At 62.6% G+C, this 15,064-nt stretch carries 12 protein-coding genes; 3 read left to right on the top strand and 9 right to left on the bottom strand.

What is annotated here, in order from left to right; translation table 11 throughout:
* Window positions 1-24: 24 nt before the first annotated feature.
* The 7 genes from lipA to sucB all read right to left on the bottom strand — a co-directional run bounded on the left by lipA (window position 25) and on the right by sucB (window position 9,884).
* The gene (gene lipA / locus CSING_RS09100; RefSeq protein WP_042531632.1) at window positions 25-1,089 is read right to left on the bottom strand and encodes a lipoyl synthase; all 1,065 of its coding nucleotides are present in this window, start codon (window positions 1,087-1,089) and stop codon (window positions 25-27) included.
* A gap of 88 nt (window positions 1,090-1,177) precedes the next feature.
* Complete coding sequence (gene lipB / locus CSING_RS09095) at window positions 1,178-1,996, bottom strand: lipoyl(octanoyl) transferase LipB (protein WP_042531630.1); 819 nt, start codon at window positions 1,994-1,996, stop codon at window positions 1,178-1,180.
* Between the two features lie 35 nt (window positions 1,997-2,031).
* On the bottom strand, window positions 2,032-2,424 hold the full coding sequence (gene gcvH / locus CSING_RS09090) for a glycine cleavage system protein GcvH (RefSeq protein ID WP_042531628.1): 393 nt from the start codon (window positions 2,422-2,424) through the stop codon (window positions 2,032-2,034).
* A 40-nt stretch (window positions 2,425-2,464) separates the two neighbouring features.
* Window positions 2,465-3,577, bottom strand: a complete 1,113-nt coding sequence (gene gcvT / locus CSING_RS09085; protein ID WP_042531626.1) for a glycine cleavage system aminomethyltransferase GcvT — start codon at window positions 3,575-3,577, stop codon at window positions 2,465-2,467.
* A gap of 3 nt (window positions 3,578-3,580) precedes the next feature.
* Complete coding sequence (gene gcvP, locus CSING_RS09080) at window positions 3,581-6,457, bottom strand: aminomethyl-transferring glycine dehydrogenase (protein ID WP_042531624.1); 2,877 nt, start codon at window positions 6,455-6,457, stop codon at window positions 3,581-3,583.
* A gap of 73 nt (window positions 6,458-6,530) precedes the next feature.
* Window positions 6,531-7,685, bottom strand: coding sequence for an MFS transporter (locus CSING_RS09075; protein ID WP_042531622.1), 1,155 nt, complete (start codon window positions 7,683-7,685; stop codon window positions 6,531-6,533).
* 105 nt (window positions 7,686-7,790) lie between these two features.
* Complete coding sequence (sucB, locus tag CSING_RS09070; RefSeq protein ID WP_084226193.1) at window positions 7,791-9,884, bottom strand: 2-oxoglutarate dehydrogenase, E2 component, dihydrolipoamide succinyltransferase; 2,094 nt, start codon at window positions 9,882-9,884, stop codon at window positions 7,791-7,793.
* 128 nt (window positions 9,885-10,012) lie between these two features.
* On the opposite strand from sucB, the gene CSING_RS09065 reads away from it, so the two are divergent.
* Window positions 10,013-10,411: a hypothetical protein gene (locus CSING_RS09065; protein ID WP_042531620.1), complete on the top strand. Its 399-nt coding sequence runs from the start codon at window positions 10,013-10,015 to the stop codon at window positions 10,409-10,411.
* Between the two features lie 17 nt (window positions 10,412-10,428).
* On the opposite strand, the gene CSING_RS09060 is transcribed toward CSING_RS09065, so the two are convergent.
* Window positions 10,429-10,971 (bottom strand): isochorismatase family protein, encoded by a 543-nt coding sequence (locus CSING_RS09060; RefSeq protein ID WP_042531618.1) that lies wholly within the window; start codon window positions 10,969-10,971, stop codon window positions 10,429-10,431.
* 28 nt (window positions 10,972-10,999) lie between these two features.
* Here CSING_RS09060 and CSING_RS09055 point away from each other — a divergent pair, with 28 nt between their 5' ends.
* Window positions 11,000-12,274 carry a glutaminase gene (locus CSING_RS09055; protein WP_042531616.1) on the top strand — a complete coding sequence of 425 codons (1,275 nt, stop codon included), beginning with the start codon at window positions 11,000-11,002 and terminating at the stop codon, window positions 12,272-12,274.
* Window positions 12,275-12,308: 34 nt separating this feature from the next.
* Here the strand turns inward: CSING_RS09055 and CSING_RS09050 are convergent, their stop codons facing one another.
* Entirely contained in the window at window positions 12,309-13,808 is a 1,500-nt protein-coding gene (locus CSING_RS09050; RefSeq protein WP_042531614.1) for a leucyl aminopeptidase, read from the bottom strand.
* A 131-nt stretch (window positions 13,809-13,939) separates the two neighbouring features.
* Between CSING_RS09050 and CSING_RS09045 the strand changes: the two genes are divergently transcribed.
* Window positions 13,940-15,043 (top strand): branched-chain amino acid aminotransferase, encoded by a 1,104-nt coding sequence (locus CSING_RS09045; RefSeq protein ID WP_042531611.1) that lies wholly within the window; start codon window positions 13,940-13,942, stop codon window positions 15,041-15,043.
* The last annotated feature ends 21 nt before the right edge of the window (window positions 15,044-15,064 follow it).

The following is a 15,064-nucleotide window of genomic DNA, read 5'->3' as shown; positions in this document are numbered from 1 at the left end:
TCAGAGGATTAAAAAGGGAAACGCCTAGCGGATCGTCGACGCAGTAGAGTCGGCACCCGCCGGGGTCTTGACCATGCGCGTGGTTACCGGGGTCTCCTCAGATGGGCCGTACTTCTCAATCAAGGTGGACGCCTCCTGGGCGGTAGCGCCCTGGGAGGTCTCCGCTAGGTGCTTGAGGTTCTCCGGCAGTTCGAGCCCGCGGGCCTCCATGGCCTGGACGTAGAGGCGGCCGGCGCGGTAAGAGGAGCGGACCAGCGGGCCAGACATGACGCCGCCGAAGCCGAGCTCCTTCGCCAGCTTGGAGTGCTCCACAAACTCCTCCGGGCGCACCCAGCGCTCAATCGGGTGGAAGCGAGGACCAGGGCGCAGGTATTGCGTAATCGTGATGATGTCGCAGCCTACCTCGCGCAAGTCACGCAGCGCCTCCTCGATCTCCTCCGCGGTCTCACCCATACCGAGGATGAGGTTGGACTTGGTGATGAGCCCGAACTCGTGGGCTTGGCGGATGACGTCGAGGGAGCGCTCGTAGCGGAAAGCCGGGCGGATGCGCTTGAAAATACGCGGAACGGTTTCCAGGTTGTGGGCAAAGACCTCGGGACGGGCTTCGAAGACCTCTTGGAGCAGATCCGGCTTGCCGGAGAAGTCCGGGGTGAGGTTCTCCACGCCGGTGTGCGGGTTAAGCTCGTGGATCTTTCGCACCACCTCGGCATACAGCCAAGCACCTTCGTCGGGCAGGTCATCGCGGGTCACGCCCGTGATGGTGGTGTAGTTAAGATCCATCTCCTGGATGTTTTCGGCCACGCGGCGAGGCTCGTCACGATCCAGCTCTTCCGGCTTACCGGTGGCGATGTCGCAGAAGTCGCAGCGGCGGGTGCACTTGTCACCGCCGATGAGGAAGGTGGCCTCACGCGATTCCCAGCACTCGTGGATGTTGGGGCAGCCGGCTTCCTGACACACCGTGTGCAGGGAAGCCCCGGCAACGCGGGATTTCATATCCTCGTAGCCCGGTCCCGTGCGGACCTGGTTGCGAATCCAGCGCGGCTTCTGTTCGATGGGCGACTCCGCATTCTTCTTTTCAATGCGGAGCATCTTGCGTCCTTCAGGCTTTACAGTCACAAAAACTCACTTTACGCGTCGGTGTGTGCTCTTCCTAATACAATCAAAGCCGCTCGGGGCTTTATTCCACCGGGGTTGCGCCGCGCTGTTTGCGGCGGGCTTGACGTGCCTTTTCATTGGCCACCTTGATGGGATCGGGGGCGGAGGCGAAGGTGTGGTCGGCCACGGTGAGTTCGCCGGAAAGAGCCTTCTGAAGGGCGTCGAGAAGCGGGGCCTCTGCCTCATCCATCGTGACCTGGCGGCCAAGTTCCAACGAGAGCGTGGAGACGTCGGCGTCGTCGATACCGCAGGCCACGATGTGCTCGTAGTACTCCAAGGTATTGGTGCAGTTGAGCGCCAAACCATGCATCGTCACGCCACGAGTGATGCGGATGCCCAAGGCGCCGAGCTTACGGTCACGGGTAGGGGCGGCAGGGTCGGCGGCCTGGGTGGTGGAAGGAACCCACACGCCGGAGCGGCCGTCGATGCGCCCGGCGGTAGTCACACCCAACTCGCGGACGGCCTGAATGATGGCTTCTTCGAGGCGGCGGACATAGTCCACGACGTCCACGGGCTCCGCCAGCTTGATGATGGGGTAGACCACAAGCTGGCCCTCACCGTGCCAGGTGATGCGGCCGCCACGGTCAACGTCGATGACCGGCAGGCCGTTATCGGGCATATCCTCCGGCTGCGTGCGCTTGCCGGCGGTATAGACATTGGGGTGCTCCACCACGAGAATGACATCACCCTGCGTGCCCGCCGCCCGCGCCGCCGCGAGCTCGGCCTGCAGATTCCATGTTTCCTGGTAGCCCATGCGGCCCAGGTGGCGGATCTCCAGTGTCTCAGCGGAAGCGCGGATGGAGCGATCAGCGGGAAAGAATGGTTCACGGGGAGCAGTCATGGCAAACCATGATAGTCCCCGGCGATACGGGGTACTTAAGCGACTCCGTTGGCGGAGGCGTACTCCTCAGCGGTCATGAGCTCGCCGGCCTCGGTGACCTTAACCTCGAAGAGCCAGCCCTCGCCGAAGGGATCGTTGTTGATGACGGCGTAGTCATCGTGAACGTCCTCGTTGACGGCGGTAACGGTGCCGGTGACTGGGGAGTAGAGGTCAGAGACGGACTTGGTGGACTCGACCTCACCACAGGTCTCGCCGTGCTCGACGGTGTCACCCACGGCCGGCAGCTCAGCAAAGACAACCTCGCCCAGACGGTCAGCGGCGACGGAGGTGATGCCGACGCGAACGGTGGCGCCGGCCACGGAGTCAGCGGTGGCATTGATCCACTCGTGGTCCTCGGAGTAGGAGAAATCAGAAGGAAGGGTAGCCATTGGAAGGGGGTCCTTTCAGTAGATGAATTCACTAGGGAGTTTACTTCTCACGCTTGTAGAACGGCAGCGCGGAAACCTCGAAGGGGTAGCGCTTGCCGCGAATATCCACCTCGACGGCTGTTCCCGGCTCGAGACCAGCTGCGGTATCGAGAAGAGCGAGCGCTACTGGGTGCCCCAAGGTGGGGGAGGGCTGGCCAGAGGTGACGGTGCCGACCTTCTTCTCGCCCACGAAGACCTCGGAGCCAGCACGAGCAGCACGGCGCTGGGAGGAGATGAGGCCGGTGATGACAGCCTTCGGGCCTTCCTCCGCACGCTGGCGCAGTACCTCAGCACCGACGAAGTCCTGCTCCTTCTTGGCAAAGGCGCGGGCCATGCCAGCCTCTACCGGGGTGATGTCACGGGTCAGTTCGTTGCCGTAGAGCGGCATACCGGCCTCTAGGCGCAGGGAGTCGCGCGCTGCCAAGCCGCAGGGCTTGATGCCGTATTCCTCACCGGCCTTGAGCAGCTCTTCCCACAGTTCCGGGGCATCGGAGTTATAGACGATGAGCTCGAATCCGTCCTCGCCGGTGTAGCCGGTGCGGCAAATGAAGGCGTACTTGCGCGCAACCTTGCCGGTCATCGCGGCGTAGTAGGGCAGGTCCATGACGGCCTGCTGCTTGGTGTCCTCCACCAGCGGGACGAGAATCTCTAGCGCCTTCGGACCTTGGACAGCAATCATGGCCACGTCGCGGGACTCGTTCTTGAGGTCCACATCGAAGCCCTCGGCGCGTTCGTTCAGGGCCTCCCACACTGCGTCGGCATTGCCGGCGTTCGGGACGACGAGGAACTTGGTCTCCTCTAGGCGGTAGGAGATGAGGTCATCCATGATGCCGCCGTCGTCGGCGCAGATCATGGAGTATTTCGCCTTGCCCACCTTGAGGGTCGTGAGGTTTGAGATGAAGCAGTAGGACAGGAATTCGGCGGCATCCGGGCCGTTGACCCAGATTTCACCCATGTGGGAGAGGTCGAAGAGTCCGGCGGCGTTACGGACGGCGCGGTGCTCGTCCAGCTCGTTGTCGTACTTCAGCGGCATGTCCCACGGTCCGAAGGCCGTGAAGGTGGCGCCAAGCTTCTCGTGCTCGGCGTGCAGGGGGGAGTGCAGTTGGTCAGTCATGAATTAATCCTCCTGGGTGTTCTCATCGGAGTAGTCAAAGGCCTCAGGCGGCGGGCAGCTGCACATGAGGTTGCGGTCGCCGTACGCCTCATCGATGCGGCGCACTGGCGGGAAGTACTTGCCGCGGCGCAGCGATGCCACCGGATAGGCGGCCTGCTGACGGCTGAAGTTAAAGCCCCAGTCATCAGCGGCGACAGCCTCTGCGGTAAAGGGCGCGTGGTGGATGACGGAGTCCTCGTAGGTCACCGAGCCGTCGATGATTTCTTGAATCTCAGCGCGAATGGAGCGCATGGCCTCAATGAATCGGTCGAGCTCGCCCAGGTCCTCGGACTCGGTGGGCTCCACCATAAGTGTGCCGGCCACCGGGAAGGACAGGGTTGGGGCGTGGAAGCCATAGTCCACGAGGCGCTTGGCCACGTCGGCGGCGGTGACACCGGAGGCGTCGGTAAGCTCGCGCAGGTCAAAGATGCATTCGTGGGCCACCAGGCCCGCGTTTCCGGTGTACAGCACCGGGAAAGAATCCTTGAGGTTCCGTGCCAGGTAGTTCGCGCCAAGGATGGCGTGGCTTGTGGCATCCGTCAGCCCCTGCGCGCCAATCATGGCCAGGTAAGACCAGGAAATCGGCAGCACACCGGCGGAACCGTAGCGCGTGGCCGTGGACGGCACGCCCCCGCCATCCTGCGCCGGCTGGGAGGGATCGAGCTGTGGATCGTTGGCGTCGGTAGGCAAGAAGGGCACCAAGTGCTTGGCGACGCCCACCGGGCCCACACCCGGGCCGCCACCGCCGTGCGGGATGGTGAAGGTCTTGTGCAGGTTGAGGTGAGAGACATCGCCACCGAAAGCACCCGGACGGGCCCAACCGGCCAGTGCGTTCATGTTTGCGCCATCAATGTAGACCTGGCCGCCGGCCGCGTGAACCTTGTCGCAGACCTCGCGGACCTCGGGATCGAAGACACCGTGGGTAGAGGGGTAGGTAATCATGATGCCGGCAACGTGTTCGCCGTGCTGCTCAATCTTGGCGTCGAGGTCAGCGACGTCGATGGAACCATCATCAGCGGTTTTGACCACCACGACGCGCAGGTTGGCCAGCGTAGCCGAAGCCGCATTCGTGCCGTGGGCAGAAGCTGGGATGAGAATGACATCGCGGCCGTGGTCACCATTGGCCACGTGGTAGCGGCGGATGGCCAGCAAACCGGCGAGCTCGCCCTGGGAGCCCGCGTTGGGCTGAATGGAGACCTGGGCGTAGCCCGTGATTTCTGACAGCCAAGCCTCAAGCTCTTCAATGAGCGCGCGCCAGCCGGCGGTGGTCTCTTCTGGGGCGAAGGGGTGGATACCCGCGAACTCCGGCCAGGAAATGGGCTCCATGGCGGAGGTGGGGTTGAGCTTCATCGTGCACGACCCCAGCGGGATCATGGTGCGATCAAGCGCCAGATCCTTATCGGCCAGGGTGCGCAGGTAACGCAGCATCTGGGTTTCGGAGTGAATGGAGTTGAAGATCTCGTGCTGCAGCGGTTCCTCAGAGCGCTGCACCGAGTTCGGGATGCCGAAGGAGGAGGAACCCGTGGCTGCTTCCTCAGGGATATCGGAGGCCTGCGCGCCGAAGGCCTGGGCCAGTGCGGCCACGTCCTCGTTGGTGGCGGATTCACCAAAGGAGACCGCAACCTTGTCCGCGCCAATTGCGCGCACCAGGTAGCCCCGCTCTTGCAGCTGCGACTTGATGGCCGCGGCATCCACACCGGTCACAGTGACGGTGTCGAAGAACTCGCGGGAAACCAGCTCCTTGCCGGCGCCGCTCACGGCCTGGGCGAAGGCCGAGGCACGGTCATGGACGCGCTGCGCGATGTCCTTCAGCCCCTTCGGGCCGTGGTAGACCGCGTACATGGAAGCCACGTTGGCTAGCAGTGCCTGGGCAGTACAAATATTAGAAGTCGCGCGTTCGCGACGGATGTGCTGCTCACGGGTCTGCAGTGCGAGGCGGTAGGCCGGGCGGCCAGCAGCATCCTTGGACACGCCGACGATGCGTCCCGGCATCTGGCGCTTGAGCTTCTCCGTCACAGCCATGAAGGCTGCATGCGGGCCGCCAAAGAAAAGCGGAACACCGAAGCGCTGCGAGGAGCCGAGGACGACGTCCGCGCCCATCGCGCCGGGGGCTTCAAGGAGGAGCAAAGAGAGCGGATCAGTCACTACGGCGGCAAGCGCACCGCGGGTGTGCAGTTCCTCAATCACCGCACGCGGATCAACAATGTCACCCTCGGTACCGGTGTATGCCAGGATGGCGCCGACAAGGTCCTCACCAACGATGCCATCGCGGACATCGGCGATTTCCACCTCGAGTTCAATGGCGCGGGCGCGCTCCGCAGCCACGGCGAGAACCTGCGGGTGAAGGCGGGAATCGAGCAGAACGCGACGGCCCTTCTTCACCGCGCGAGCCATGAGGCCCACGGCTTCGGCGGTGGCGGAGGCCTCATCAAGCAGGGAGGCATTCGCAATGGGCAGACCGGTCAGGGACTCGATCATGGTCTGGAAGTTGAGCAGGGCTTCCAGGCGGCCTTGCGAAATCTCCGGCTGGTAGGGCGTGTAGGCGGTGTACCAACCGGCATCCTCCAGCAAACCGCGGCGGATGACCGCGGGGGTGAGGGTATCGGAGTAGCCCTGGCCGTAGAAAGACTTCAGCACGACGTTCTGCGAGGCGTACTCGCGCAGCTTGGCCTGGGCATCGTCCTCACTCAGCGCCTCCGGAAGATTGAGAGACTCAACGGCGCGGATGGTGGTGGGGAGGGCGGCATCGACAAGCGCCTCAACGCTGTCATAGCCCACGGCCTTGAGCATCGTCGCACGCTCGGCTTCATTGGGGCCGAGATGACGAGAGATGAAATCCATGTGTTTGAACTCCTTCGTGGCGTTAGTCAGTATGGCCTAAACCGCCTTTTAGTATAAGGCGTGGCGTATGACATTAACCCCGGCTACCCCTGGCTTTAATGCCCAACCATCCAGCGGTTACTGCGGCGACTACCAAGCCGAGAATAAACGCGGAGGAATAACCCACCGCAGGCCCCAGAAGCGACAGGATGAAGGGCGCGAAGAAGCCGAGATAGGTGAGCGAATAAAACACCCCCGTCGCCGCGCCGAGCTGATCCGGGTGCGCAATCGCCTGCGTTTCCGCCAAGCCCGTGAGCATACCGATGCCGTAGGAACTGCCCATGACAATCGCCGCAATCGGCAACAACGCTACAACCCAGCCGTGGTGCGCGGCGGCAAGGATGACCAGACACAACCCCATGCCGAGGGCGGCGAGCACCATGCCGTGGAAAGGCGTCATTCGAATGCGGCCGGCAAGCTGCTGGATGATGACACCACTTCCCATAGTCACCATGGCCATGAGCCCCGCTACCAGGATGGGACGGTCCAGGTGCTCACTGAGCTGCGAAGGCAGGAAGACGAAGGTTGTGGTGACCGTGCCAAAGACCCATGGCGCATACGCGATGACGTGTAGATAACGCGGGGTTAGCAGACTAGTGGGGAAGAAAGGCTGGCGGGTGGTCCGCCCCGAAGTGGTGGGGAGCTCTGGGACCATCCACACCAGGGGAACCACAACCAGCGCGAGTGCGATGTGGAAAAGGTAGGGAAGCACCGTGGGCCACGGTAGGTACTGCGCAGCAAGCCCTGCGATGCCGGGCGCCAGCGCAAAGCCGGAGGATAAAGCAACGGAGGAACGCTTGGCGCCGATATGCACGTGCGTGCTGAGCTCCTTAATCCACGCCGCTCCCGAGGACATGGCCATGCCCACGGCTGCGCCAATGCACAGTCTGCCGATGAACAGCGGCAGGAACGCACCGTGGAAGCCGAGAAGCAAGATGAGCGAGCCTGCGGTGGTGGTCAGAACTGCTGGGCGCATAACCGCACGGCGCCCGAACGAATCGGACAGGGGCCCGGCTATGAAAAGAGCCAGCATGATCCCGAAGGCGTAGATGCCGAAGAGGAACGTTGTGTGCAGAATTCCCAAGGGCGTGGTGAGTTGATAGACCACCACCATGGGGGCGAAGAGGTTGGCGCCGCACGCTACGAGAAACATGCCGAGAGCAATGCGGAACCACTTCTGAGAAACCATGCGGCCCAGTCTAGTGTGCTGAATCACATCCGGTGGTTGTTTATGTCCACGGAAAACGACGAAGCTCCCCGCGCCGAAGCACGGGGAGCTAGGACACTCTAAGAACTAGAGGTTGAGATCTGCGGAGAAGTCCGCAGTCTCAAGGCGGTCCTTGATGGTCGTGATGAAGCGACCAGCGTCGGCACCGTCGACCACCTGGTGGTCGTAGGTGAACGGCAGGTAGCACATCTGGCGGATAGCGATAGCATCCTGGCCGTCCTCGGTCACCACAACAGCACGCTTGGTGATGGCTGCGGTGCCCAGGATGCCGGCCTGCGGCGGAACCAGAATCGGGGTATCCAGCAGGGCGCCCTCAGAACCGATGTTGGTCACGGTGAAGGTGGCACCAGTGAGGTCGTTCGGCTTGAGCTTGTTGTTGCGGGCCTTGTCAGCCAGCTCAGCAATCTTCTGCGCAATCTCCGGGAGGGAGAGCTCCTGAGCCTTGTGGATGACCGGAGTCAGCAGGCCCTTCGGGGTGTCCACGGCGATGGCCACGTTCACGTCAGCGTGGTACGTCATCTCCTTGGTCTCCGGGTTGTAGGAGGCGTTCACGTTCGGGTGGGACACCAGTGCCTCAACGGTGGCCTTCACAATGAACGGCAGGAAGGAGAGGTTGGCCTCGTACTTGTCAATGAACGCCTGCTTGGACTGCTTGCGCAGGTCCCAAATAGCGGTCATGTCGACTTCCTGGACGTGGGTCAGCTGAGCGGAGATCTGGAGAGCCTCAACCATCTTGGAGGCCGTGATCTCGCGAATGCGGTTGACCTTCTGGGTGGTGCCGATGAGCTCCTGCTTCTCCGGATCCACGGACTTGGTGGACCAGCGAGCACGCGGGTTGGAAGAGTCAGAGCCAGCAGAGGTTGCCGGAGCCTCGCCCTCGCCTGCAGCAGCCAGAACATCCTGCTTGCGGATGCGGCCACCAACACCGGTGCCGGAGACAGTGGACAGATCCACGCCGTGCTTCTCAGCGAGCTTGCGCACGAGCGGGGTGACGTACGGAATGTTGTCGCCGTTGTTGACCTTGGTGGAGGTCTCCGAAGCCTTCGGCTCGGAGGACGCAGAAGCAGCAGCAGCCGGCTTCTTCTCCTCGGACTTGTCAGCCTTGTCGTCTGCCTTTGGCTCTTCCTTCTTTTCTTCTGCCTTGTCCTCAGCCTTCGGCTCTGCCTTTTCTTCGGCCTTGTCGTCCTTGGCGGCTGGGGCGGCGGAGCCGTCGCCAACGCGGGCGATGACTGCGCCGACGTCGACGGTGTCGTCTTCGTCAGCGAGGATTTCAACGAGGGTGCCGGCGACTGGGGACGGGATTTCGGTGTCAACCTTGTCGGTGGAGACCTCGAGCAGTGGCTCGTCAACCTCGACGGTGTCACCAACAGACTTCAGCCACTGGGTGATGGTGCCCTCGGTGACGGACTCGCCGAGCTCCGGCATCTCCACATCGGTGGCCTCACCGGAAGCAGCAGGCTTGTCCTCGGCCTTGTCTTCCTTGGCTTCTGCCTTCGGCTCTTCCTTCTTTTCCTCAGCCTTCGGCTCTGCCTTGTCTGCCTTGTCTTCCTTGGGGGCAGGGGCGGCGGAGCCGTCGCCAACGCGGGCGATGACTGCGCCGACGTCGACGGTGTCGTCTTCGTCAGCGAGGATTTCAACGAGGGTGCCGGCGACTGGGGACGGGATTTCGGTGTCAACCTTGTCGGTGGAGACCTCGAGCAGTGGCTCGTCAACCTCGACGGTGTCACCAACAGACTTCAGCCACTGGGTGATGGTGCCCTCGGTGACGGACTCGCCGAGCTCCGGCATCTCCACATCGGTGGCCTCACCGGAAGCAGGGGCCTGAGCCTCAGACTCTGCATCCTCAGCTGGCTTGTCCGGGGTCTCAGCAGCCTTCTCAGAAGACTCCTCCGCAGCATCGTCAGCGGCCGGGGCGGACTCGCCCTCATCACCGATGATGGCGATGACCTCTCCGACATCAATGGTGTCATCCTCTTCAGCCTTGATTTCGAGGATGGTGCCGGATACCGGGGACGGAACTTCGGTGTCGACCTTATCGGTGGAAACCTCGAGCAACGGCTCGTCAGCCTCAACGGTGTCACCGACGGACTTAAGCCACTGGGTAATCGTGCCTTCGGTTACGGATTCGCCCAGTTCGGGCATCACAACAGAGTGTGCCATAAGTTATAAGACTCCTCGAAAGTTGGAAGTAGTGAAACGCTAGTGCCCGATTCTACAGCGTGCCCGCACACCATGCGCACAGGTGGGGTGAATTGGGGCACCCTCCTCACGGGGTAGGCTTGGGAGTCATGTTCAACCCCTTCCGACGCAACAGTTCCCGCTCCCAATTGCGCCCGCCACGCGCCCCAGGCGAGACGATCCGTGCGGAGGACGCCCAGGAGCTGCAGCGCTGGGCACAGGGCCGGGCCTATATTGAGGCCTTTATCGAGCCAGAGACCGTGGTCAACGAGATGTCTGTGGTGGTCGTCGACGAAAATGGCGCCTTCATCCGGCGTCGCATCGGCGGTCCGAAAGGCATTGACGCTGTGGCCAAGCTGCTACGGTGCGATGTCTACGACGTCGAGGAAACCGGTTATCCACAACGTATGCGCGAGCGCATTGAGCGTGAGCGCATCCTCCGCAAGCGGGAAGAACAGCGCGAACGCCGCGAACGCTTCGAGCAGCGTCAACAACGCAACGAGGGCTAACGAGCACTAATGGGGGGTTAATCTCGCACGATGGTGGCCCCCGCGTCGGCGAGTTCCAGAAGCGCGGCTTCGCCCCGGGAGACGTCGACAGGCGCGCAATAGTCAGCCAGTACTCTGACGGTGAATCCCTCTGTGAGGGCGTCGGCAGCCGTGGCGCGCACGCAGTGATCTGTGGCGATACCGACGATGTCGACGTCCGTAATCTCCCGTGCCCGCAGCCAGTCCGCGAGCGTTGCGCCGTCAGCCGTGCCCTCGAATCCCGAGTAGGCCGCGGTGTACTCGCCCTTGCGGAAGTAGGCCTCCGCCGGGCCGATCGACTCATGCATGGCGGCACCGAAGGACTCGGCCACGCAGTGCACAGGCCACGAATCGACAAAGTCCGGGTTCTCAGAGAAGTGCGTGCCAGGGTCAATGTGCCAATCTTGGGTGGCAACGACGGTATCGTAACTCGGCTGGAGAGTACCGATGCGATCTGCTACCTCGTTGCCCTTGTCAGTAGCAAGGGCACCGCCGGGACAGAAATCGTGTTGGACGTCAACGATGATAAGTGCGGGCTTCATACCGCATAATTCTATACGCTGGGGCGGGATGAAAACACCGATTCCTTTTTATTTAGAGAAGATTCTGAACTCAGTGCGCGATGAGGATGGCGGTGAGGTTGCGGATTACATTCCCGAGCTTGCCGAGGCCAACCCAGACCAACTCGGCGTAGCCCTCTGCTCGGTCACGGGGCACTTATACAGTGCCGGTGACGCAGAGAATCGCTTCACCATCCAGTCCATCTCCAAGCCCTTTGTGTATGCACTTGCCTTGCAGGAGCTGGGCCTGAACGAAGTACGGGAGGTTGTCGGGCTTGAGCCCTCCGGCCAGGCTTTTAATGAGCTGTCCCTGGCAAAGGACCACCGCCCCGTCAATCCGATGATTAATGCCGGCGCCATCGTGGTCAACCAGCTCATCAACGGCGTGGACTCCACGGTGGAAGACCGCGTGGAGCGCATCCGCAGCTACATGTCGAAGCTGGCGGGGCGCGAGGTGGACGTCGACAAGCGCCTGTGTGACTCCGAACTCGAGCATGCCGAGCGCAACCTCTCCATCGCCCACATGCTGCGCTCTTATGGCATCATCCAGGATGATGCGCACGATGCAGTACTGTCCTATACCTCGCAGTGCGCGCTGTCTGTCGACGTCCGCGACCTAGCCGTTATGTCCGCCACGCTGGCCAATGGCGGGCGCCAGCCGGTAACGGGGGAGAAGATTTTGGACGCCGATGTGTGCCGCCTCACCCTTGCGGTGATGAGCTCCTGCGGTATGTACGACGGCGCTGGGCGCTGGATGGCGGAGGTAGGCATCCCCGCAAAGTCCGGTGTGGCCGGCGGTCTCATCGGTACGCTGCCCGGTCAGCTCGGCGTGGCCACGCTCTCCCCGCGCTTGGATGAGCAGGGAAATAGCGTGCGCGGAACGTCCATTTTTCAGAAGCTTTCTTCGGATATGGGGCTGCACCTCATGTCCACGGACAACCGCTTCGGTGTGTACCCGGTGCGCAGTGTTGATGAAGACGAGGATACTGCCATCATCCGTCTGCAGGGCCACATCAATTTCACCGCCACGGAGGCCATCCTGCACGAGTTGGAGGAGCGTCAATTCTCCGGCAAGCGTTTGGCGCTCGATTTTTCGCAGGTCTCTGGCCTGCACAAGGTGGGCCGGCGCATGCTCAAGGAGGGGCTGCGTCGCCTGCGGGAAGGCGGCAACGACGTGGCGCTTGTCGACGACAACGGGGTAGTCACCGACCGCGCCATGTCCGACGGCACGGTCCTCCCGCTCGCCGACAAGGAGGACTACGTCATCGCGGGGGAGGAGGTCTGAGCAGTCTTTGGGCAGTCAACCTGCTCAGACGTGGTTACTGCTCCGAGATCTCGCGCAGCGCTGCCACCACGGTGCGCACCGGAACGCCGGTGGCGCGCTTCGGGGTGTAACCGCGCGGTGCGCCACCATTCCAGGACGGGCCAGCAATGTCGATGTGGGCCCATTCGATACCTTCGCCGACGAACTGCTTAAGGTAGGTACCTGCGAACTCCATGCCGCCTTCGCGCTTGGCATTGATGTTGCGGATGTCTGCGGCCTGGGAGGTGATCTCCTCGTCGTGTTCCTCGAGCAAGGGCATGGCCCAAGCATTTTCGCCCACCTCGCGGCCAATCTCGGCGATGCGATCGCGGAAGACTTCGGAGCCCATAACGCCTGCTGTGCGTGCGCCGAGCGCGACGATCTGTGCGCCGGTGAGGGTAGCAGTCTCGATGAGGTAGTCCGGCTTGTCCTCGCTGGCGCGCGCGATGGCGTCCGACAGCACGAGGCGGCCCTCGGCGTCGGTGTTGAGGACCTCGGAGGTCAACCCGCCGTAGTGCGTGATGACGTCACCCGGGCGGGTAGCGCCCGCGCCCGGCATATTTTCCGCCAGCGGCAGGGTAGCGGTGATCTGGACCGGTAGCTTGAGCTTGGCCGCGGCGATAATGGTGGCTGCCATGGAGGCAGAGCCACCCATATCCGAAATCATGTCCCACATGCCATTGCCTGGCTTGAGGGAAATACCGCCGGTATCGAAGGTAATGCCTTTGCCCACGAGAGCCACGTGCTTCTTAGCCTTCTTGGGATTCCAGCTCAGGCGCACCAAGCGAGGCGGGCGGGCAGAGCCCTTGCCCACGGCGAGGATTCCTCCGAAGCCCTGCTTCTCCAACTGCTTCTCATCGAGAACCTCAACCTCGAGACCGGCCTCCTTGGCCTGGCCGGTCAGGAACGCGGCGTAGGATTCCGGGTAGAGCTCGTTAGCCGGGGTATTCACCAGATCACGGGAGATGAGAACAGATTCCGCCACGATGCGGGCAGCCTCAAACTCTTCGGAAGCGGACTTGTCTGCCACGACAATAAAGGTGGCGGGCTGCTGTTCATCCTTGAGGTTGGTGGAACGGATGCCGCGGTAGGTGTAGCCACCGAGGATGAGACCCTCAACAGCAGCGGCAACGCCGAAGTCTGTCAAGGTGGTGGCGATGGTCCCCACGCCTGCGGTGGCGCGGGCAGCGGTGCCGGCGGCGCGTCGAAGGGCTTCATCGTCGAGGGCTTCAACATCGCCCAAGCCCAGCGCGATGATCTGTGCAGCGCCCGCCTTTTGTGGGGCGGGAACCTTGATGATTTCCCCGGCCTTGCCCGTCGCGCCCACGGCGGCTAGGGACTCATAGGTGGAGCGTAGCGCGGAGGAACCGAGCAGGGAGGTGCCCGGAACCTCAAGTCCCTCTTCGCCAGCAAAGGTGGCGATCAGCAAGGCATCTGCCTGCTTGGGGGCCTTCTTGGCCAGCTCAACGGTGGGGAAAGAGCCGCGTGCGGGCAGTTCGAACGTGGAAGAAGCCACGATGTCCTCCTTGTGAAAATGACAATGGGATACTTCTCACACCCTACCCGTGACAGTGGTCGGCACCGCCACGGGTTCAAACTCCCGCATTTCTGCACCTCTATAGGCGGGCGGAGAGTACGCTGTGAATCATGTTGAATTACACCGTGACGCGAACCGAAACCCCCACCTCCCCGGAGCGCCTGCAGGAGATTCTGGCGAACCCGGGCTTTGGCACGTACTTCACCGACCACATGGTGACCATCGATTGGACCGAGGACAAGGGCTGGCACGATGCTCAGGTGCGACCGTACGCGCCGTTTAGCATGGATCCGGCGTCCACCGTGTTCCACTACGGCCAGGCCATCTTCGAGGGCATTAAGGCCTACCGTCAGCCCGACGGCAGCATCGCTACCTTCCGCCCAGACCAGAATGCGCAACGCCTGCAGGATTCTGCGGAGCGTATGGCCATGCCGCAGCTGCCAGACGAGGAGTTTGTGGAGTCCCTGCGCCAGCTTGCTGAGGTTGACCAAGACTGGGTACCCGAGGCCGGCGGCGAGGAAGCCCTGTATTTCCGCCCCTTCATGATCGCTATGGACGCGTCCCTGGGCGTGCACCCAGCGCACTCCTACCGCTACGTGGTCATTGCATCCCCGGCCGGTGCGTACTTCTCTGGTGGCATCAAGCCGGTGTCCGTCTGGCTGTCTACCGACTATGTCCGCGCCGCACCAGGCGGTACCGGTGCCGCAAAGTTCGCCGGCAACTACGCGGGTTCTCTGCTAGCGCAGGCGCAGGCTGCCGAGAAGGGCTGCGACCAGGTCGTGTGGCTGGATGCCATCGAGCGCACCTACATCGAGGAGATGGGCGGCATGAACCTGGCCTTCATCTACGGCGAGGAGGGCAACCAAACACTGGTGACTCCGGAGCTGTCAGGCTCTTTGCTGCCAGGCATTACCCGTAAGTCCCTGCTGCAGGTGGCTGAGGACATGGGGCTCAAGGTCGAAGAGCGCCGTATTACCTACAAGGAGTGGGAAGAGGATGTTGCCTCTGGCGCGATGACGGAAACCTTTGCCTGCGGTACTGCCGCGGTCATCACCCCGGTGGGCCATGTTCTGGGTGATGGTGTGGACTTCCACATCAACAATGATGAGGCAGGTGCGACGACCATGGCCCTGCGTGAGCGCCTTACCGGCATTCAGCGCGGTGCCGTGGAGGATTCCCACGGCTGGCTACACACGCTGGTTGACCCGAAGTAAGCGCGCTGTCTAAGCGCGCTA

This window comes from Corynebacterium singulare (assembly GCF_000833575.1).
GTDB classification, from domain to species: Bacteria; Actinomycetota; Actinomycetes; order Mycobacteriales; family Mycobacteriaceae; genus Corynebacterium; species Corynebacterium singulare.
The sequence above is the reverse complement of the archived record's forward strand: the minus strand, read 5'-3'. Positions and strand labels throughout refer to the sequence as shown.